The sequence below is a fragment of the Flavobacterium fructosi genome (genome assembly GCF_042787335.1).
In the GTDB taxonomy this organism is placed as follows: Bacteria; Bacteroidota; Bacteroidia; order Flavobacteriales; family Flavobacteriaceae; genus Flavobacterium; species Flavobacterium fructosi.
Map to the genome: position 1 here is coordinate 143,127 of NZ_JBHZQA010000005.1, position 19,058 is coordinate 162,184.

The 19,058-nt window shown below is 34.7% G+C and carries 18 protein-coding genes; 8 read left to right on the plus strand and 10 right to left on the minus strand.

The window, feature by feature from the left end; genetic code table 11:
- Nucleotides 1–3: 3 nt before the first annotated feature.
- The 7 genes from ACFX5D_RS09880 to ACFX5D_RS09910 all read right to left on the minus strand — a co-directional run bounded on the left by ACFX5D_RS09880 (nt 4) and on the right by ACFX5D_RS09910 (nt 8,286).
- Nucleotides 4–1,749, minus strand: coding sequence for a BatD family protein (locus ACFX5D_RS09880; RefSeq protein WP_379858033.1), 1,746 nt, complete (start codon nt 1,747–1,749; stop codon nt 4–6).
- A gap of 21 nt (nt 1,750–1,770) precedes the next feature.
- Nucleotides 1,771–2,502, minus strand: a complete 732-nt coding sequence (locus ACFX5D_RS09885; protein WP_379858034.1) for a tetratricopeptide repeat protein — start codon at nt 2,500–2,502, stop codon at nt 1,771–1,773.
- A gap of 78 nt (nt 2,503–2,580) precedes the next feature.
- A complete protein-coding gene (locus ACFX5D_RS09890) occupies nt 2,581–3,615 on the minus strand; it encodes a vWA domain-containing protein (protein WP_379858035.1) in 1,035 nt (344 codons plus the stop codon).
- A 40-nt stretch (nt 3,616–3,655) separates the two neighbouring features.
- Entirely contained in the window at nt 3,656–4,657 is a 1,002-nt protein-coding gene (locus tag ACFX5D_RS09895; RefSeq protein WP_379858036.1) for a vWA domain-containing protein, read from the minus strand.
- A complete protein-coding gene (locus tag ACFX5D_RS09900; RefSeq protein ID WP_379858037.1) occupies nt 4,657–6,288 on the minus strand; it encodes a hypothetical protein in 1,632 nt (543 codons plus the stop codon). The genes ACFX5D_RS09895 and ACFX5D_RS09900 overlap by 1 nt, the downstream gene beginning before the upstream one ends.
- Before the next feature lie 57 nt (nt 6,289–6,345).
- Nucleotides 6,346–7,209, minus strand: coding sequence for a DUF58 domain-containing protein (locus tag ACFX5D_RS09905; protein ID WP_379858038.1), 864 nt, complete (start codon nt 7,207–7,209; stop codon nt 6,346–6,348).
- Nucleotides 7,210–7,281: 72 nt separating this feature from the next.
- Nucleotides 7,282–8,286: an AAA family ATPase gene (locus tag ACFX5D_RS09910; protein WP_379858039.1), complete on the minus strand. Its 1,005-nt coding sequence runs from the start codon at nt 8,284–8,286 to the stop codon at nt 7,282–7,284.
- A gap of 212 nt (nt 8,287–8,498) precedes the next feature.
- Between ACFX5D_RS09910 and ACFX5D_RS09915 the strand changes: the two genes are divergently transcribed.
- The 5 genes from ACFX5D_RS09915 (at nt 8,499) to ACFX5D_RS09935 (ending at nt 12,964) form a co-directional block, all read left to right on the plus strand.
- Nucleotides 8,499–9,371: an aldo/keto reductase gene (locus ACFX5D_RS09915; protein WP_379858040.1), complete on the plus strand. Its 873-nt coding sequence runs from the start codon at nt 8,499–8,501 to the stop codon at nt 9,369–9,371.
- Between the two features lie 177 nt (nt 9,372–9,548).
- Nucleotides 9,549–10,304: an SDR family NAD(P)-dependent oxidoreductase gene (locus tag ACFX5D_RS09920; RefSeq protein ID WP_379858041.1), complete on the plus strand. Its 756-nt coding sequence runs from the start codon at nt 9,549–9,551 to the stop codon at nt 10,302–10,304.
- 68 nt (nt 10,305–10,372) lie between these two features.
- The gene (locus tag ACFX5D_RS09925; protein ID WP_379858042.1) at nt 10,373–11,512 is read left to right on the plus strand and encodes an ATP-binding protein; all 1,140 of its coding nucleotides are present in this window, start codon (nt 10,373–10,375) and stop codon (nt 11,510–11,512) included.
- A gap of 186 nt (nt 11,513–11,698) precedes the next feature.
- The gene (locus ACFX5D_RS09930) at nt 11,699–12,424 is read left to right on the plus strand and encodes a metallophosphoesterase (protein ID WP_379858043.1); all 726 of its coding nucleotides are present in this window, start codon (nt 11,699–11,701) and stop codon (nt 12,422–12,424) included.
- Between the two features lie 318 nt (nt 12,425–12,742).
- Nucleotides 12,743–12,964 carry a DUF6646 family protein gene (locus ACFX5D_RS09935; RefSeq protein WP_379858141.1) on the plus strand — a complete coding sequence of 74 codons (222 nt, stop codon included), beginning with the start codon at nt 12,743–12,745 and terminating at the stop codon, nt 12,962–12,964.
- Nucleotides 12,965–13,066: 102 nt separating this feature from the next.
- Here ACFX5D_RS09935 and amaB read toward each other — a convergent pair whose 3' ends face one another.
- The 3 genes from amaB to ACFX5D_RS09950 form a co-directional block, all read right to left on the minus strand.
- Nucleotides 13,067–14,620: an L-piperidine-6-carboxylate dehydrogenase gene (gene amaB / locus ACFX5D_RS09940; protein ID WP_379858044.1), complete on the minus strand. Its 1,554-nt coding sequence runs from the start codon at nt 14,618–14,620 to the stop codon at nt 13,067–13,069.
- 312 nt (nt 14,621–14,932) lie between these two features.
- Nucleotides 14,933–15,472 carry a 3-hydroxyanthranilate 3,4-dioxygenase gene (locus ACFX5D_RS09945; RefSeq protein ID WP_379858045.1) on the minus strand — a complete coding sequence of 180 codons (540 nt, stop codon included), beginning with the start codon at nt 15,470–15,472 and terminating at the stop codon, nt 14,933–14,935.
- Between the two features lie 73 nt (nt 15,473–15,545).
- Nucleotides 15,546–16,655, minus strand: a complete 1,110-nt coding sequence (locus tag ACFX5D_RS09950; protein WP_379858046.1) for an endonuclease/exonuclease/phosphatase family protein — start codon at nt 16,653–16,655, stop codon at nt 15,546–15,548.
- Nucleotides 16,656–16,935: 280 nt separating this feature from the next.
- Between ACFX5D_RS09950 and ACFX5D_RS09955 the strand changes: the two genes are divergently transcribed.
- From ACFX5D_RS09955 to ACFX5D_RS09965, 3 genes are all read left to right on the plus strand, one after another.
- On the plus strand, nt 16,936–17,838 hold the full coding sequence (locus tag ACFX5D_RS09955) for a S66 peptidase family protein (protein WP_379858047.1): 903 nt from the start codon (nt 16,936–16,938) through the stop codon (nt 17,836–17,838).
- A gap of 65 nt (nt 17,839–17,903) precedes the next feature.
- Nucleotides 17,904–18,263, plus strand: a complete 360-nt coding sequence (locus ACFX5D_RS09960; protein ID WP_379848757.1) for a YraN family protein — start codon at nt 17,904–17,906, stop codon at nt 18,261–18,263.
- 119 nt (nt 18,264–18,382) lie between these two features.
- Nucleotides 18,383–19,039 (plus strand): aspartate kinase, encoded by a 657-nt coding sequence (locus tag ACFX5D_RS09965; protein WP_073209221.1) that lies wholly within the window; start codon nt 18,383–18,385, stop codon nt 19,037–19,039.
- Nucleotides 19,040–19,058 lie beyond the last annotated feature (19 nt).

Genomic DNA, 19,058 nt, shown 5'->3' on the forward strand with positions numbered 1-19,058 from the left:
TAGTTAAAAGATCTGTTTTTCTAAGTCTGAAATAATCAAAACGGCTTTATCAAAATCCTGCTGTATAGCAACACTTGACGATGGCGCATATCTTGCCACTTCACAGTTTTCAGTTAGCGCAATAAAATCATTTACTGCTTCCGAATTAGCATTTTTAGACAACAAAAGCTCCTGAATATTATCTTTACTCATTTCTGATGTTTCAATATGTAATTTGGCTTTCAGGAAATTATGCATCGCTTTTTCCAGCGCGATGTAAAACAATTCCTTATTATTGATTTGTTTTTTAGCTTCAGATAAATATTTCTTGGCCAATTTATTATTCATTTTTATCCTTTTCCCGGTAACATCTCCGTCAATTGCTTCCTTCTTCTTTTTAATTAATACAATCACAGGAAGTATTAAAAATGGTAAAAACACTAGCCCTAAATATAAATCAGACGCAAAAAAATCTTCCTTATCGATAGTCAAAAGCTTTGTTTTTAACTTAATATACTTGAATTGTTCAACATTCAATATTTTATTTTTATCTGAAGAATTCGCTGTTGCGGCAGCAGTTGGTCCGTCGAGAATGTTAATCATTATTTCCGGAGAACTTAGTGTTTTATATTTTCCTGAGCCCAGATCAAAATAAGAAAAACGCAATGGCTTTATGGGATAATTCCCTTTAAACTGGGGAATAATAGTATAATTGTCTGAAATTTTACCAACCATTCCTGTAAGCGGTGTATCTACTTGTTCCTTATGGACAGCCTCATACATTTCCAGTGCATTGGGCACAATTGGTTTTGGTAAGCTGAATAATTTCATATTCCCTTTTCCAGTTACACTAACTACGAGATCGAGGCTCTCACCATTTTTTAAATCCTTTTTTGAAGGCGTTACTTTAAAATCAAAATTTCCAACAGCACCGGAGAAATCTTCTGGTTTTCCCAACTCGGGAAGTGCTTTGACAGTAATTATTTTTGATCCTGCCGAAACTCTTTTACTGCCTTCTTTTACTACAACCTGCCCATACATATTTCTTTGATTAGTAGGCAACTGCACATCAATGTCTAACGACAAAGGTTCAATTGCTAACTTCCCCGATTTTTGAGGATACAATACAGTTTTTCTCAGCACTACATAGCGGTATTTTTCGCCCTTAAACATGCCTTCCTGCGCAACCAATTGTTTTATATCAATATTTTGACTCCAGAAATCATTGTATTTAGGTTTGTTTAATTCTCGCCAATTGGTAATCCCAATATTATAACTAAAATACAATTTATAAACTACCGTAATGGGTTCATTAATGTACGGATTTGTTTTGGAAACATCGGCTACAAGATAGAGGTTATCATCCGCAGAAATCTGAGTATCATTCGGATCTCTTGGTTGCTCTGTTGCCGCAGTAACGTTTATTTTAACAGGCGATGTTTTATAAACTTGTCCATTGTATTCAATGGCTGCCTGCTTGATTGTTAAAACTCCTTTTTTATTTGGCAGAAGAAAATAAGAATACACTTTCTCAAAAGAACTCCTTCCGTTTACCCAGGATTGACTCACTTGCTGGCTTGGTCCGGCAATAATTCTAAAACCGTCAAAAGAAGGTTGGCTAAAATTATCCCCATCCACATTCATCATAAAATCGATACGAAGTCTTTCGTTTAGGCCTAGCGTGGTTTTACTTACTTTCGCTTCAAATTGTACTTGAGCGCTAAGTGAGCTACACACCATTAAAATAATCGCTACTGTAAATCTTTTCATTGTCAAATTATCTTAATTGAATTACCAATCCTTCTCGGTTTTTATTGGTTTTCCTTTTACTTTTTGGGCATTTACTTTATCTTGAACTTTCTTCTCTTCCTTATTTACTGCGTCCAAAAGATTTTCTAACCGTTCTTTAGACATTCCTCCTGGCATTGGTTTTGGCTCACCATTTTCATTTGGTTTCGGATCTTTTTTGTCTTTGTCCTTGTCTCCTTTATCGTCTTTCTTCTCTTTGTCTTTATCTTTTTTATCGTCCTTCTTGTCTTTATCTTTCTTGTCGTCCTTCTTATCTTTCTTATCGTCTTTCTTGTCATCCTTTGGAGGATTTTCTTTTAGCATTTTTTTAGCTAACGCATAATTATAACGTGTTTCTTCATCCGAAGGATTGTTTCGCAGTGCATTTTTATAGGCTTCCACTGCTTGGGTATAATCCTTTTCTTTCATGAAAACATTTCCTAAATTATGATATGCTTGGTGTTTTTCAGGTCTTGATTTGGCAAATTTTAATGCTTTGGCGTAAGCAAATTTTGCTTCTGATACCTGGTTTTGCTTATAAATAGCATTTCCTAAATTGTAGGTCGCAACAGTTTTATTCGGAAATTTCGAATTAGAAATTCTATAATCCGCTTCTGCATCAACAAAATTATTTTCGGCATATTCCGCGTTTGCTTTAGGCAAAATTTTATCCTTTTGTTGTGCGTTTGCAACAAAAGTAATAAGCAATAAAAGATGTAAGATTAAGTTCTTCATTTTATTTTTTAAATGTAAAAGTCAAATATTTTTTTATTCCAATAATGGAAAATGTTCCAATACTTTACTCTTTATATTTTATTTATTCTCGTTAAATAAATTCAATTTGTTTACCCAACTTGTTTTTCTTTCCAAAAGAAAAATATCCACGAATAACAAAATAAAAGCAAACCCTAAAAACCATTGAAATTGTGATTGAAAATCAGCCATTTCTGTAGCTTCAAATTCTGTTTTTTGAATTTTATCCAAAGTATTCTTAATATATTCCAGTACTTCCTTGGTATTATTACCATTTACGTAACCTCCTTTTGTTGCTTTTGCGATGGCGATCAAACCAGCCTGATTCAATTTAGTTATCACAACCTGATTGTTGTTGTCTCTCTGAAAGCTTTCCACTATCCCATTTTTTTTCAATGGAATTGTACCTCCTTTTTCAGTTCCAATACCTACTGTAATAATTTTCATTCCCAACTTATTTGCCTCTTCCGCTGCTGATTCCGCTCCTTCAGAATGATCTTCCCCGTCCGAAATCAAAATCAGCAGCTTGCTGGTTTTGCTTTTATCGTCAAAATAAGTCGAAGATAATTTTATAGCCTCATCGAGCGATGTTCCTTGTGAAGAAACCATTTCGGTATTCATACTTTGCAAAAACATTTTGGCAACGCTGTAATCTGTTGTGATAGGCAATACGGGGAAAGCACTTCCGGCATAAGCCACAATTCCTATTCTATCACTTCCTAATTGGTTGATTATCTGGGAAACGATCTGCTTACTTTTTTCCAATCTGTTAGGCGCAACATCCTCAGCCAGCATACTTTTGGAGACATCCATAGCAAAAACGATATCAATTCCTTCTCGTTTTACGGTTTCCATTTTAGTTCCTATTTTTGGATTCACTAATCCAAAAATAATTCCAACTAGCGCCAGTAGCAGCAATACTAACTTCAAAACAGGTTTAAAAACAGAACTTTCAGGGCTTAATTTTTTAACCAATTCCAAATCTCCAAATTCGCGTTGTTTTCTTCGTTTCCAATATAAATTAATTAGAAAAACCAACACCACAATGGGCAGTATAAACAGTAAGTATAAATATTTTTTTTCGTCTAATTCCATTTTTTATCTTTTAGTCACAGTTTTTAGTTTGCAACTCTCATTATATAAAGCCCCTAAAAACTGTTTTTCTTAATCCTATTTCAAGCAATAACAAAGAAAAGGCAAACCATGCAAATGGTCTAAATTTTTCATCATAATCATAAAATTTTAGCTCTTCAATTTCTGTAGTTTCTAACTTGTTTATTGTTTCATAAATTTCAGCCAACTTGCTATTACTGGTTGCTCTAAAATATTTCCCTCCTGTATTGATTGCAATCTTTTTCATCATTTGCTCGTCAATTTCCACTTTCATCATTTGAAAAAGAAATTGTCCATTTGGTGCAACTGCGTACGGAAACATTGCCATTCCGTTTGTTCCTATTCCTATGGTATATACCTTTATTCCGTATTGTTTGGCGATATCCGATGCCGTGTCTGGCTCAATAAAACCCGCATTATTTACCCCATCAGTCATTAAAATAATCACTTTACTTTTTGCTTTACTGCTTTTTAATCTGTTTACTGCAGTCGCCAATCCCATTCCTATTCCTGTTCCATCCACTAAAACATTATCGTATTTTATGCTTCTAATAGCATCTAGAACAACGGCTTTATCACTGGTTACCGGAGTTTTAGTATATGCTTCTGATGCATAAACTACTAGCCCAATTCTGTCGTTTGGTCTTTCTTCAACAAAATCTGCGGCTAATCTTTTGAGTGCTTGCATTCGATCCGGTTTCAAATCCCTTGCAAGCATACTTCCTGAAACGTCTATCGCCATAACAATATCAATTCCTTTCGTGGTTTTTGTTTTATTGCTTACATCAACCGTTCTTGGTCTGGCCATCGCGACGATTAAGGAAGATAAGGCCACTACGCGAAACACATTCAAAATTGGCTTCAGCTTTACTAATAAAGAATTGGAATTCTTAAATCCTTGAATAGAACTAATCTTTAGCGTTGCCGATTGCTGGTTTTTTTTCCAAAATAACCAAACAACAGCAACTGGAATCAGAAGAAACAACCAAAAAAATTCTGGGTTTAAAAAAGTTATCTTATCCATTATTTACTTAATTGTTTTAATTCAACTGAGCTCAAAACTCGTTCTGATATTTGATTTGCATAACCATCGCCTTCTTCATGAAAAAATATAATTTGCTGTAATCCTCCTTCTTGGCTAAACAACAACGTTTCATAATATAACTTTGCACTGCTTTGAGTAGCACTGTTTATTTTCGAAAATGTTCCGTATGCTTTGAGTCCTTTAATTCCTTCTTTTGTTTCAAAATCTTCTTGTTTGACAATCATGTTTTGAGCTCCTTGAGATTCTAACGATTGCAAAGCACCATCCATCGATTTTGCCAAATCAATTTCACCTTCTTTTTTGTATTTTAAGGTAGAAATCATAATGTAGAAATTGTCATGAATATTTCCATAAGCAAAAGATTGCATTTCTTTAATCAAAGCCATCCCATCTTTAGGCAATGTCTTGGTCAAATCTACCCTCTTCAGCACTTTAGGCGTTTCTATAATAATTCCCGGATTTCCGTACTCACTTTTTATCCACTCCCCTTCCAGTAATTCTTTTGTAGGATTTCCAATAATATTGTCTTTTACATAATCAAATCCCTTGAGAACGATAAAAAAAGTGGTTATAGCTACTACTATAAAAGCAACCGATGAAACCGTAATGACGATACGTTTCTTTTTCTTTTTTCGCAATTGAATTTGTATCTGCTTTTGCCTTTGTGCTTCATTTAGCAAAGTATCTTCTTCTACAGGAACTTCAATAGGAATAGAACTGTCTAACGTTAAAATTGCTTTTTGAATCTTATTGCGATCTTCGGTGATTTCAAAATCCAACGGTTTTGATTTAGCAAATTTTACCAAATCGGCTTGTTTCAACACCCGTTCCAGATTTTCGATTGTTTCCTGCGAAACCGTCATTTTCTTTTTGACAGAAGCCGCTTTAAGTCCTTGAATCAATTCAGAAGTCGTGCTCTCCATGGCGGGAATTTCAATTGCTTCCTCGATATAATTTCTGGCAATATCCGTCAATTCGCTATAATAGGCTTTGACTTCTCCTTTTTGCCAAAGTTCTTTCTTTTCCAGATTATTCAGCAAACTGGTCGCTTTCTCAATTGGCGTTTTGAAAATTTCTTCCTCTATTTTTTTCTTTTGATGTTTTTTTAAATACCAATAAATCAATGCTCCAATTCCAATAATTAATGCTACAATCAGCAGGTATTTCCACCAATTTCCTATTGAATTGTCCGCAGGAGCGATGTCTTTGATATCGAACATTTTTTGTTTTAAAGTATCGACTTTCACATTCGCAACTTCAACCAAAAGCGAATCCGTCATAAACGGTTCACTGTCGATAAAAATCTTTATGCTCGGAATAACATATCTACCGGAATCAAATTGGGTTAAACCATATTTTTTTATTAATTCATAACGGCCGTCCGTTTTAACAGTATCAATAGGATACGATTGAATTACTTCCAGGGCTCCAAAGTTTTTTAATTTTGGAAAAACCACTTTAGACGAACTGTCAACAGTCGTCTTTATGGATAATTTAAATTCGGCACCAATTTTATTTTTAATTGTGTCAATACTTGTAACCACTTGTTTTTGCTGTGCAAAAACAAAGCTTGTAGCCAGTAAAAAAAGTAGGTAAAGTCTAATTTTCATTTTTTATCTAGTTAACCCTATCAGGGTTTTAAACCCTGATAGGGTTACGTTTTGTTTTTATCTCGATTTAAAATAGCTTAATAATTTAGTGACATAACTTTCGTCAACTCTAGTATTTACAACACCCGAACCTGATTTACTGAATGTTTCCTTAAAATAGTTCACTTTTTCCTGATACAGTTTTTCATAATTCATTCGCACTGATTTAGAACCTGTGTTCACCACTTGTATTTCACCGGTTTCGGCATCGAGCATCGAAACCATTCCTAAATCTGGCATTTTTTCTTCTCGAATGTCATAGACGCGAATACCCGTTATATCGTGTTTCTTGGAAGCAATTTTTAAAGTTTGTTCGTACTCTTCTGACATGAAATCAGAAATCATAAATACGATGGCTTTCTTTTTTTGTGTTCCTGATAAAAACTTCAAGGCTTGAGCAACATCTGTTTTTTGACTTTTTGGCTGAAATTCAATCAATTCTCGAATGATACGCAACACATGTGATCTTCCTTTTTTAGGCGGAATATATAATTCGATTTCATCTGAAAACAAAATCAGTCCTATTTTATCATTATTCTGAGTAGCTGAAAATGCCATCGTCGCTGCGATCTCCGTAACAATGTTTTTCTTGAATTGGTTTTTAGAACCAAAACTTTCCGAGCCTGAAATATCCACCATTAACATCATGGTCAATTCACGCTCTTCTTCAAAAACTTTTACATGGGCTTCGTTATATCTTGCGGTCACATTCCAGTCAATAGCACGAATATCATCACCGTACTGATATTGCCGCACTTCGCTGAATGTCATTCCGCGTCCTTTGAAAGAGGTATGATATTCCCCTGAAAAGATATGATCGCTCAATCTTCGGGTTTTAATTTCTATTTTCCGTACTTTTTTTAAAAGCTCTTTTGTATCCATAAGTTCAGTGTTCAGTGTTTAGTGTTCAGTGTTCAGTTACTGAAAACTGAATTCTGTTTACTGCATACTGTTTTAAGGTACTTCGATCTCGTTTATGATTTTGTTTATAATATCAACTGAAGTAATATTTTCTGCTTCCGCTTCATACGTAATTCCAATTCTGTGACGCAATACATCATGTACCACAGCACGAACATCTTCCGGAATTACATACCCACGACGTTTGATAAAAGCGTAACATTTTGCGGCATTCGCTAAATTGATACTTCCACGTGGTGAGGCTCCAAAACTGATTAACGGCTTCAAGTCGGCTAATTTATATTTCTCCGGGTAACGAGTCGCAAAAACAATATCAAGAATATATTTCTCGATTTTTTCATCCATATACACTTCGCGAACTGCTTCTTGCGCTCGCAAAATTTGTTCTACTGAAACTACAGGATTTACTTTTTCATAACTTCCTTTTAGATTTTGACGAATTACTAGACGTTCATCTTCCATTTTTGGATAGTCAATAACCGTTTTCAACATAAAACGATCGACTTGTGCTTCAGGCAATTGGTATGTTCCTTCTTGTTCAATTGGATTTTGGGTTGCCAAAACTAAAAAGGGTCGGTCTAGTTTAAAAGTTGTGTCACCAATAGTAACTTGCTTTTCCTGCATCGCTTCTAAAAGTGCTGATTGTACCTTGGCTGGTGCACGATTAATCTCATCCGCCAAAACGAAATTGGCAAAAATTGGTCCTTTTTTTATCGAAAATTCATTTTGTTTAATGTTGTAAATCATAGTACCCACAACATCGGCAGGCAATAAATCTGGTGTAAACTGTATTCTACTGAAAGATCCATGAACAGCTTGCGAAAGCGTATTTATAGCCAATGTTTTTGCTAATCCGGGTACTCCTTCTAACAAAATATGCCCTTGGCCTAAAAGTCCGATTAATAAACGCTCTACCATGTGCTTTTGACCCACAATAACTTTGTTCATTTCCATGGTGAGAAGGTCTATAAAAGCACTTTCTCTTTCAATTTTTTCATTGATTGCTCTAATGTCTAAAGTCGCTGTATTTTCTTCCATTTTCCTATTTTTAAAACCTTGAATTTAATGCCGTCGTTTTGATGGTGCAAATTGAATTTTTTTTTAGAAGTAAGATGTTAAAAAATGGTTAAAACTTCGATCAACACCTTAATTTTAAGGACGAATTATGATAGAATTTACCTATTTTTAAGAACTTTGAAAAATATACTTTGAAATCGAAGATTTAAGAATTTCAATTAAAAATAAAAACCATGAGCAAAACAAAATTATCACCTATTATGGCCGGTGTCATGAATTGGGGAATTTGGGATAAAAATCTCAATACCAAAGAAATGGAAAACATGATTAATATCTGTTTAGAAAACAAAATCACTACCTTCGATCATGCCGATATATATGGTGATTATACCACCGAATCTGATTTTGGAAAAGCTTTTGCTTCCAGCAAAATAGCCAGAGAAAAAATGCAGCTGATTTCTAAATGCGGTATTCAAATGGTTACGGAAAACCGTGAAAACACCATTAAACATTACGAATATTCAAAAAATTATATTATTTGGTCCGTTGAAAACTCCCTGAAGAACTTACAGACAGATTATTTGGATGTTTTTTTATTGCACAGACCAAGTCCTTTGATGCAAGCAGATGAAATTGCCGAAGCAGTTTTAAAATTAAAATCCGAGGGGAAAATTATTGATTTTGGTCTCTCTAACTTTACTGCTACTCAAACAGAATTAATTCGTCAAAAAACAGCCATTAGCTACAATCAGGTGCAATTTTCGGCAACCAATTTCCAACCTATGCTTGATGGAAGTTTTGATTACATGCAAATGCACAATATTAGGCCCATGTCATGGAATCCGTTAGGATCTGTTTTCAGAGAAGATATTCCACAGACGCACCGACTAAAAAAGTTATTGGCAACATTGGTATCCAAATATCATTTGGGTTCTGACACCATTTTACTCTCTTGGGTTCTGAAACATCCTGCTAAAGTTATTCCTATCGCCGGAACAGTAAATGTAGCCAGAATACAATCGTTGATGAAAGCAGTCGAATTAGAACTGGAAAACGAAGATTGGTTTGCCATTTGGTCAGAAAGCATCGGAAAAAATGTACCTTAACAATAGTATTTAGAACTGGTTTAGTCCACAGATTTAAGATTTAGACAATAGAAAATAAGTTTATTAATTGTATTGCTCTAAATCTTTTTAATCTGTGGCAAAATTAAAAGAAGTAAATCCATTTTATTTTGATGTTTTAACCGGACATTAATTTAAAATATAACACAAATAAAATTGATGTATAAAATAGCCTTAGTTACTGGCGCAACCAGTGGAATTGGTAAAGCGACAGCACAAATATTAGCTAAAAACAATTATAAAATTATTCTTTGCGGACGCCGTGAAGACCGATTGGCAGAACTAAAAAAAGAATTATCTGAATTTACGGAAGTTTGTACTTTGTCCTTTGATGTTCGCGATAAAAAGGCCGTTTTTGAAAGTATCAATTCATTGCCTGAAGCATTTTCTAAAATTGACGTTTTGATTAATAATGCCGGAAATGCTCATGGTTTAGACTCGATACAAAATGGAGATTTAGACGATTGGGATGCGATGATTGATATCAATGTAAAAGGACTTTTATATGTTTCGAAAGCAATAATTCCAAAAATGATTGAACAAAAATCGGGTCATATTATTAACATTGGTTCCATTGCCGGAAAAGAAGTCTATCCAAACGGAAACGTATATTGTGCTTCAAAACATGCTGTCGATGCCCTAAACCAAGCTATGAGAATGGACCTGAATCCATTTGGAATTCGGGTGGGCGCCATTAATCCAGGAATGGTGGAAACGGAATTTAGTGCCGTTCGTTTCAAAGGCGACACTGAGAGAGCTGCCAATGCCTATAAAGGTTTTAAAGCCTTACAACCAGAAGACATCGCTGATATCATTCACTTTGTAGTGTCGCGACCGTATCATGTAAATATTGCTGATTTGATTGTATATCCCACCGCGCAGGCATCGGCGACTATTTTAAAAAGAGATCTTTAAATTGATTTTTAGATTGTCTAAATAATCTAAAAACCCAACCGTCTAAGAAGTCTAAAAATCTAATAGTAATGATCAACAAACGTATTCTTATCAAAAATCTTCTCGCTCACAATGATGAGAGCAGTTTTTATGATAAAAAACGTCAGTTGAATTTGCATACCCGAGAAGGAAAAGCCAAGTTTCTGAAACATATTTGTGCCTTGTCAAATTCGAATCCAGCGAATAATTCCTATATTGTTGTCGGGGTAGAAGATCAAGACAATGCCATTGTAGGCGACGATTTTTTTGACGACAGTCGGATTCAGAATCTAGTGAATGCATTTCTGGAAAATCCTCCCACAATTCAATACGAAAATGTGCCTTTCCCAAACCTGCCTAAAGACAAAGTCATAGGACTCGTAACGATAAAACCCAAAAGTAAAACCTCTTATTTCAAAAAAGGAATCCATACTATTTCTGCCAAATCCGTTTTTATGCGACGAGGCAGCAATACAATGCCGGTAGAAGGAGAGATCGAAAAGAATTACCAAAACACGGAAACCGTTATTGGCATCGAAAACAATTCCAGAAACAGCATCGAATATACGCTTGATAGCGTTATTGATTTTATGAATTTCCGGCACAAAGACATGGCACCGAAATACAAAGTGTTCAAGGAATTGTTCGTGATTTGCTGGGCGGGAATTGCGAAAAAATACCGTGACAAAACCTATTTGTCCCGTGTTGACATTGAATTGATAAACGAGCAAATCAAGCTATTTTATTCGGCTCAGGACGTGGTCGAAATTATTTATAACGAAGATACTTTCACGATTATTGAATATGTTCCTTTGGGTTTGAATGACAAAACAAGCTATTATCCTTTAGAGAAACAAACCATTCATTTTCATGATAATGGTTATTACAAAATTGAGAGAGAAATGCTTTTTCAGCCACCGGAATTCAACAAAAAAATGTTATTCCATATTTACAATTCTAATATTGCTTTGCTGAAAAAACTTCAAAAAGAACTTTCATTATCCGAGCGGGAACAGAAAGATTTAGAGAACTTACCTTCAACATTTATGATTTGTTACCTCAACGGTTTTGAAGATGCCAGACAAAAACTAATTGATGCCAAACCGCTTTTGAAGCCGTTCAACCCAATCTATTTGTCGTTTAAAGAAGCGTTGCGAATTTTAAGAAAGATGAAATATGATGTGCAATAATTCTTCCTTTTTAATACGCTTGTGAATAGCTTCATTTAGATACAACTTCTTATTGCAATTTAAGTCGACTGCATTTTGACAAAATTTAACAATTACTTTTTTTGAATAGCCAGGACATTGAAATAAATACAACACAATACTTATTTTCTGCTATTTTTGTAAAAGAACAAATTGAGACTACCAGAAATGAGAACACTCGTAATAGGAGATATACACGGTGGTTTACACGCATTACACCAAATAATGGAAAGAGCAGCCGTTACCAAAAAAGACAACTTGATTTTTTTGGGAGATTATGTAGATGGCTGGAGCCAATCCCCTCAAGTCATTGATTTTTTGATTAAATTAAATAAAACACATAATTGCGTTTTCATTCGAGGGAATCATGATGAACTTTTGCGCACCTGGCTTGATGAAAGCAAAGACAATTTGTTATGGTACAAACATGGAGGCGAAGCTACTGTTCTTGCTTATGCTAATGTAAGCGCGACAACCAAACTAAAACATATTGAATTCCTGCATGCTTTAGAGGATTTTCATTTGGATGACGACAACCGTTTGTTTATCCATGCTGGTTTTACCAATATGAACGGAATTGACTTTGAATATTTTCCAAAACTTTTTTATTGGGACAGAACCCTCTGGGAAACTGCTTTGGCTTTAGATAAAAGCATGAAAATTGATGATTTGCTATATCCCAAACGATTTACATTATACAAAGAGATTTATATAGGTCACACTCCAGTTACCAGAATTGCCAAAACTACTCCGGTTCAAATGGCTTGCGTTTGGAATATGGATACGGGCGCTGCTTTTAAAGGACCATTAACGATAATGGATGTGGAAACAAAAGAATTCTGGCAGAGTGAACCTTTGCCATCTTTATACCCCAATGAAAAAGGTAGGAATTAATTTATTTAAAAAAATTTTGCCTAAAGCTATAAAAGTTCAATAGTATGGAAAAGTTTATTCCATTGTCATTATTTTTGGCAGTTGGTTTCGTAAATTCCCAAGCTTTCAAAGGAAAAGGAGACGTTAAATTTGATGTTGGTGCACATATTCAAAATGGCGGGTGAAAGATTGGTATCTCTCCTGATTTTGGACTTGGAGAAAACATGTCCTATGGTTTTGCTGTTTCTTACCTATTATCTGCGAGTTCAGATGATTTAGAAACAAACCCGAATTTGGAGACGAATCGATCCTAAATTTAGATTCAATGGTAATTTAGGAATTTTTTTTCAACTTGATAAAAAAATGGACATTTATTCAGGTCTTGATTTAGGGTTAAGAAATTTTAGTGCACATGTAGGATTTCGTTATTTCTTCACAGAAGTTCTTGGTGTTTTCACAGAAGCTGGAATTCCTATTGCAAGTTATAAAACGAACTCGGTAGGTTTTGATAAACTAAATAACCAATTTGCGTTTAATGTTGGAGCTTCTTTCAATTTGTAACATTCGCTTAAATAGTCAGAACTATTCTCAATAGAATCTTTTACAACTAAAAAAAGGCAATTTAGAAATTTAAATTGCCTTTTTAATTATGCTTATTAGTATTTACAAATCAAATTTGATTCCTTGTGCCAATGGCAAACTCGTCGTATAATTGATTGTATTGGTTTGTCTTCTCATGTAGATTTTCCAAGCATCAGAACCGGATTCTCTTCCTCCTCCAGTTTCTTTTTCTCCACCAAAAGCACCACCAATCTCAGCTCCAGAAGTTCCAATGTTCACGTTTGCAATTCCACAGTCAGAACCTACAACAGATAAGAAATGTTCTGCTTCTCTTAAATTGTTAGTCATAATAGCTGAAGATAATCCTTGAGCCACTCCGTTTTGAACATCAACAGCATTTTCAACAGTACCTGAATATTTTATTAAATATAAAACAGGCGCAAAAGTTTCGTGTTGTACTATTTCGAATGAGTTATCCGCTTCCGCAATAGCAGGTTTTACATAACAACCACTTTCGTACCCTTCACCATAAAGAACGCCACCTTCAACAAGGATTTTTCCACCTTCGGCAATGACTTTTGTCAACGCATTATTATACATATCAACAGCATGAGTATCAATTAGCGGTCCAACATGGTTATTTTCGTCCAATGGATTTCCAATACGTAATTGTCCGTAAGCGGATACAACTGCATCTTTTACTTTATCATAAATACTTTCGTGAATAATCAAACGACGCGTTGAAGTACAACGTTGTCCTGCTGTTCCTACGGCACCAAAAACGGCTCCGATAACAGTCATTTTAATATCAGCATCCGGAGTCACAATGATTGCATTGTTTCCGCCTAATTCCAATAACGATCTTCCCAAACGTCCTGCAACTGCTTGCGCAACTATTTTCCCCATACGAGTTGATCCTGTAGCAGAAATCAATGGTACACGTCTATCGTTAGTCAACATTTCTCCTACTTTATAATCACCGTTGATTAGACAAGAAATTCCTTCTGGAAGATTATTTTCTTTGATTACTTCGGCAATTATGTTTTGACAGGCAATTCCACAAAGTGGTGTTTTTTCAGAAGGTTTCCAAACGCAAACATCTCCACAAATCCAAGCTAATGCTGTATTCCACGCCCAAACTGCCACTGGAAAGTTGAATGCTGAAATAATTCCAACAATTCCCAACGGGTGATATTGCTCATACATTCTATGTCCTGGACGTTCTGAATGCATCGTTAATCCATGTAATTGACGGGAAAGGCCTACTGCAAAATCACAGATATCAATCATTTCCTGAACTTCTCCGTATCCTTCCTGCAAAGATTTTCCCATTTCGTAGGAAACCAATTTGCCTAAAGCTTCTTTGTTTTTACGTAATTTATCTCCAAACTGACGCACGATTTCACCACGTTGTGGTGCTGGCATCAATCTGAATGTTTTAAAAGCTTCGGTAGCGGTTTGCATTACCTTTTCGTAATCGGCAGGAGTAGTTGTTTTTACTGATGCGATTAATTGTCCGTCCACTGGCGAATGACTTTCAAGAATTTCTCCGTTTGAAAAATGGTTTACACCTGTTGAAGTTCCTTCGTTTATGGCTTTTACACCTAATTGCGCCAATGCTTCTTTCATTCCAAATTGATCTGTCATTGTTATCATTGTAACTTTTTTAATGAAATTTGTTATATTTTTTTGTAAAGATATTATATAAACCTTAAAAAATAACTATTGAATACAATTTTTTATTTTTTGCAGGATTTCATAAACATCTCTGCAGGGTAACCAAAAGTTTTTTAGTACATCTCCTGTTTGATCCTCGATGGAAGCGGAAAGCCCAGAGTCATGTTGGCTTACATTTAATATAGCTACAAAGCGACCAAAGGAAGCTCTTGCAGCTATATTAAATGTTTACTTTTTCGTGAGTTCCGAAGTCACGGGATTGTAACGTAAAGCAGGAATAGCTCCTAAATATTATTTTTTGGTTACAAATTTAGGATCAGCTTCCATTACGGTTCCGCAATTTTCGCAACTTCGTAATTTCTCTGAATTGTAAAAATGTTCAAAATGAGGCAGAAAATCTTTTTCGATATCATGAAGTTCAAAATAAACTTCGTGTAATTTATAGTTGCATTTATCGCAAAACCACAATAAACCGTCCGTATAACCTTGTCCGGCACGTTTTCGCTCGATTACCAAACCTATTGAACCTTGTGAACGAACCGGAGAATGTGGCACTTTAGCGGGATGAAGGTACATGTCCCCAGCGTGAAGGTACATTTCTTTTCGCTGGCCATCTTCTTGTACAATTACTTTTATAGAACCTTCGAGTTGGTAAAACAATTCTTCGGTTTCGTTATAATGATAGTCTTTTCGGGCATTAGGACCGGCAACAATCATGACGATATAATCCCCTGATTCTGTATATAAATTTTTGTTTCCTACCGGTGGTTTAAGAAGATGACGGTTTTCGTCTACCCATTTATTTAGGTTGAAAGGTTTTGCTATTGCCATGTTTTATAATTTTAAATGTAAAGTTATGAAATAAAAAATAGGTAGAGATATACCGTAGTGCATCTCAACAGAATCATTTTTTTTCTTTGATTAAATAAATATAGACTGGAAAATGATCACTGAATCCTATTTCAGTCGATGAATGCCTCAAAGGATATCCTTTGTATTGTCCGCTGGTTTGAATTAAAAAAGCTTTGTTATAAATTCCAGCTTTCCAATAAGAAAAGGAAGATTTATCCAATTTTAACAGCGATTCTGAAACCATTATTTGATCAAAAATATCCCAAGCATCCCGAAAAGCAATTGTCCCCATGCCTTTTTTGGCCATCTCTTCAAATGGATTGTATATTCCTAGTGGAAGTACCTCTCCCTTTTTTGCTTTTGCGCCAAGCCCTATTTTAACACTCCTATTATACGGACCGTCATTTAGGTCTCCCAGAATAATCACTTTTGCATTTGGATTAATTCTTTGAATAGAATCGATAATTTTCCTGTTTAAAGCTCCAGCAGCTTCTCTAAAAGGACTAGTTTTTTTTTCTCCGCCAGAACGGGACGGCCAGTGATTAACAATGATATTGATTTCTTCTCCATCCAAAAAACCGGTTACCAAAAGCTGATCTCTGGTGTAAATGCGATGGCTTTGAGAGCTTACTTGCAAAACATCATCTGTTTTCTCATCCGATTCTATTTTTGTAACTTCCTTTGATTTGGTGTCATTCCTATATACATACAAAGGAATATTAGAAAAACTTGTAGGTCGAAACTGTTTCTTTTGATACAACAAAGCCACGTCTATTCCTCTTTTATCAGGGGAGTCAAAATGTATGATTCCGTAGTCTTTGTTAATCAATTTGCGTTGTTTGATTAAATCTTCCAGAACACCCCTGTTTTCTATTTCGGAACCGCCTATAAATGTAGGAGAATCCGAATTTTCAGAAGATCCAATTTCAGATAATACTCTTGCTAAGTTTTCAAGTTTATGATGGTACTTTTTGGATGTCCAACGCTGCAATCCTGTGGGTGTCCATTCATCATCATTAGTAACTGGATCATTTATAGTGTCAAATAAATTTTCAAAATTATAAAATGCCACGGTATGAATAATATAATTTTTTTGCTGTGCAGTTGAAGTTGCATCGGAGAAGAATAAAATTAACAGAAGAATCAAAGATGTTATTCTCATAATTTTTAATTGTGCTATTTGAAATTATTCGCTCGTTTTAGGTCGGCTATCTGTAAAAATACTTCATTTTAAGATGGAAGTCTTAATTATTTTCTAATTGCTTATCTTTGTTTTAGTAATTAATAGACTTCTATTTCTTAGAATTTGATATATTTATAAAAAATAAATAAAAATGCATGTGACCCGATTTACTTTTATAAACAGCAATTTTGTTTTATATAAATTTCTATTTCTTGTTTTTATTTTACAAGCCTTCAACTGTCAAGCCAACAATACCCCAATGATAACACCACCCATTTTACAAAAAGGAGACACAATAGCCATTTTGGCAACAGCCAGAAAAAATGTAGATGACAATCTGAAACCCGCTGTAGACTTATTGCACAGTTGGGGTCTTGAAGTGATTATAGGTAATACAATTGGTTTAGACGATAATCAATTAGCGGGCACTGATGCACAGCGCGCTGCCGATTTCCAGCAACAATTGGACAATCCGAATATTAAAGCCATTTGGTGCGTCAAAGGAGGATATGGAACAGTGCGAATGATTGACTTATTGGATTTTACCAAATTCAAACAAAATCCAAAATGGATTATAGGTTTTAGCGACGTTACCGTTTTGCACAACCATTTGAGTACTTTGGGCTTTAAATCCATTCACGGAATTATGCCAATAAGCATTCCTCATGCATCTAAGGAAGCTATAGAATCTTTGCGGATTGCTATGTTTGGAGAAACACTATCGTATAAAGTTAGCCCATTCGCGATGAATAAATCAGGAAAAGCATCTGGCGAATTAGTAGGCGGTAATTTATCCATTTTATACAGTTTATTTGGATCAAAATCCGCTATTGATTGTACCGATAAAATTTTATTCATCGAAGATCTAGACGAATATTTATATCATATTGACCGCATGATGATGAACTTAAAACGCAATGGTTGTCTGGAAAGCATAAAAGGAATTATTGTGGGTTCGATGACAAAAATGAAAGACAATGATATTCCATGGGGAAAAAATGCTGTTGAAATCATAGATGATGTGACAAAAACATACAACATTCCCGTTTTGTATAATTTCCCTGCCGGTCATATTCAGGATAATAGAGCCTTAGTTTTAGGCAGCAAAGTAACGATGGATGTTAATGCTACTTTAAGCACTGTTGCTTTTGCAACTCCCTAATCTCAAAAAAGCTTTCTTGATTGCAGAAGTTTTCAAACTGCGATTGAACACTGAATACTATTCTTATGGCTGAACATAACGAACTTGGAAAAATTGGAGAAGAATTAGCCGTTGAATACCTGAAAAAAGATGGTTATACTATACTGGAAACCAACTGGACTTTTCAAAAAGCGGAAATCGATATCCTTGCCAAGAAAGAAAACACGCTTGCAGTTGTTGAAGTAAAAACCCGTTCGTCCCTCGAATTTGGTTTACCACAAGATTTTGTAAAACCAAAAAAAATTCAACTTTTACTAAAAGCAGTTAACGCCTATGTAAACGAACGAAATTTAGACATTGACGTCCGTTTTGACATCATTGCCATCCATAAAGAAGGTAAATCTTTTGTAATTGAGCACCTTATCGACGCTTTTTATCATTTTTAATGATAAATTTTTAATGTTGTATTTGTAACAAATTGTTTTTTTATTATATTTGCATTGGTTTTTAACACAACTATTTACTAACTACAACTATTTACCAAAAAAACTAAACCCGTACAACTATGAAAACTGTTTCTTCTATTGTAGAAAACTACATCAAAACTAAGCCTTTCTTACTTAATGCTTTATCACTTGGAATTATCAATCTGACTTCATTATCCAGAAATATAATGACCGAATTGGAAAGTGAATTTGGCAAAGAGGTTAAGCAAGGCGCGGTCGTTATGGCACTAAAAAGATTAACCGAAGAACTAGATTTTAGACTGAATCATAAAATCAATAAAGTAATAAAAAATATTGGAGAAATCACTGTTCGCTCCGCATTGACCGACTTTACTTTTGCAGCATCTGAAACTGTTTTAAATAAACAAGCTGATTTAATTACGGATATCAACTCTTTTCCAGATATTTTTTATACCTCATCACGAGGTGTTAACGAAACTAATATTGTGGTAAGCAATAGTGTAACTCATTTAGTTGACAAGCATTTTGCAACGGAGAAATTAATTCAAAAACTAGACAATCTTGCTTCAATAACAGTAAAATTACCAAAAGAAAACATCGTTGTTCCAGGCATTTATTATTTTATTTTTCAGCGATTGGCTTGGGAAGGAATTATAATTAATGAGGTGATTTCGACTTCAAATGAATTTACCATACTAGTAAGTGAAGACCAAGTGGATGTTGCTTTTAAAGTAATTAAAGACTTGAAGAATTAGAAAAGTCTATTTAGATAAA

Excerpts from the sequence above, each read along its gene's own strand:
- ACFX5D_RS09930 (WP_379858043.1), top strand. The coding sequence starts at position 11,699 with ATGAGAACACTCGTAATAGGAGATATACACGGTGGTTTACACGCATTA.
- ACFX5D_RS09925 (WP_379858042.1), top strand. The coding sequence starts at position 10,373 with ATGATCAACAAACGTATTCTTATCAAAAATCTTCTCGCTCACAATGAT.
- ACFX5D_RS09885 (WP_379858034.1), bottom strand. The coding sequence starts at position 2,502 with ATGAAGAACTTAATCTTACATCTTTTATTGCTTATTACTTTTGTTGCA.
- ACFX5D_RS09915 (WP_379858040.1), top strand. The coding sequence starts at position 8,499 with ATGAGCAAAACAAAATTATCACCTATTATGGCCGGTGTCATGAATTGG.
- ACFX5D_RS09965 (WP_073209221.1), top strand. The coding sequence starts at position 18,383 with ATGAAAACTGTTTCTTCTATTGTAGAAAACTACATCAAAACTAAGCCT.
- ACFX5D_RS09920 (WP_379858041.1), top strand. The coding sequence starts at position 9,549 with ATGTATAAAATAGCCTTAGTTACTGGCGCAACCAGTGGAATTGGTAAA.
- ACFX5D_RS09905 (WP_379858038.1), bottom strand. The coding sequence starts at position 7,209 with ATGGATACAAAAGAGCTTTTAAAAAAAGTACGGAAAATAGAAATTAAA.
- ACFX5D_RS09890 (WP_379858035.1), bottom strand. The coding sequence starts at position 3,615 with ATGGAATTAGACGAAAAAAAATATTTATACTTACTGTTTATACTGCCC.
- ACFX5D_RS09900 (WP_379858037.1), bottom strand. The coding sequence starts at position 6,288 with ATGAAAATTAGACTTTACCTACTTTTTTTACTGGCTACAAGCTTTGTT.
- ACFX5D_RS09960 (WP_379848757.1), top strand. The coding sequence starts at position 17,904 with ATGGCTGAACATAACGAACTTGGAAAAATTGGAGAAGAATTAGCCGTT.
- ACFX5D_RS09950 (WP_379858046.1), bottom strand. The coding sequence starts at position 16,655 with ATGAGAATAACATCTTTGATTCTTCTGTTAATTTTATTCTTCTCCGAT.
- ACFX5D_RS09895 (WP_379858036.1), bottom strand. The coding sequence starts at position 4,657 with ATGGATAAGATAACTTTTTTAAACCCAGAATTTTTTTGGTTGTTTCTT.
- ACFX5D_RS09910 (WP_379858039.1), bottom strand. The coding sequence starts at position 8,286 with ATGGAAGAAAATACAGCGACTTTAGACATTAGAGCAATCAATGAAAAA.
- ACFX5D_RS09955 (WP_379858047.1), top strand. The coding sequence starts at position 16,936 with ATGATAACACCACCCATTTTACAAAAAGGAGACACAATAGCCATTTTG.
- amaB (WP_379858044.1), bottom strand. The coding sequence starts at position 14,620 with ATGATAACAATGACAGATCAATTTGGAATGAAAGAAGCATTGGCGCAA.
- ACFX5D_RS09880 (WP_379858033.1), bottom strand. The coding sequence starts at position 1,749 with ATGAAAAGATTTACAGTAGCGATTATTTTAATGGTGTGTAGCTCACTT.
- ACFX5D_RS09945 (WP_379858045.1), bottom strand. The coding sequence starts at position 15,472 with ATGGCAATAGCAAAACCTTTCAACCTAAATAAATGGGTAGACGAAAAC.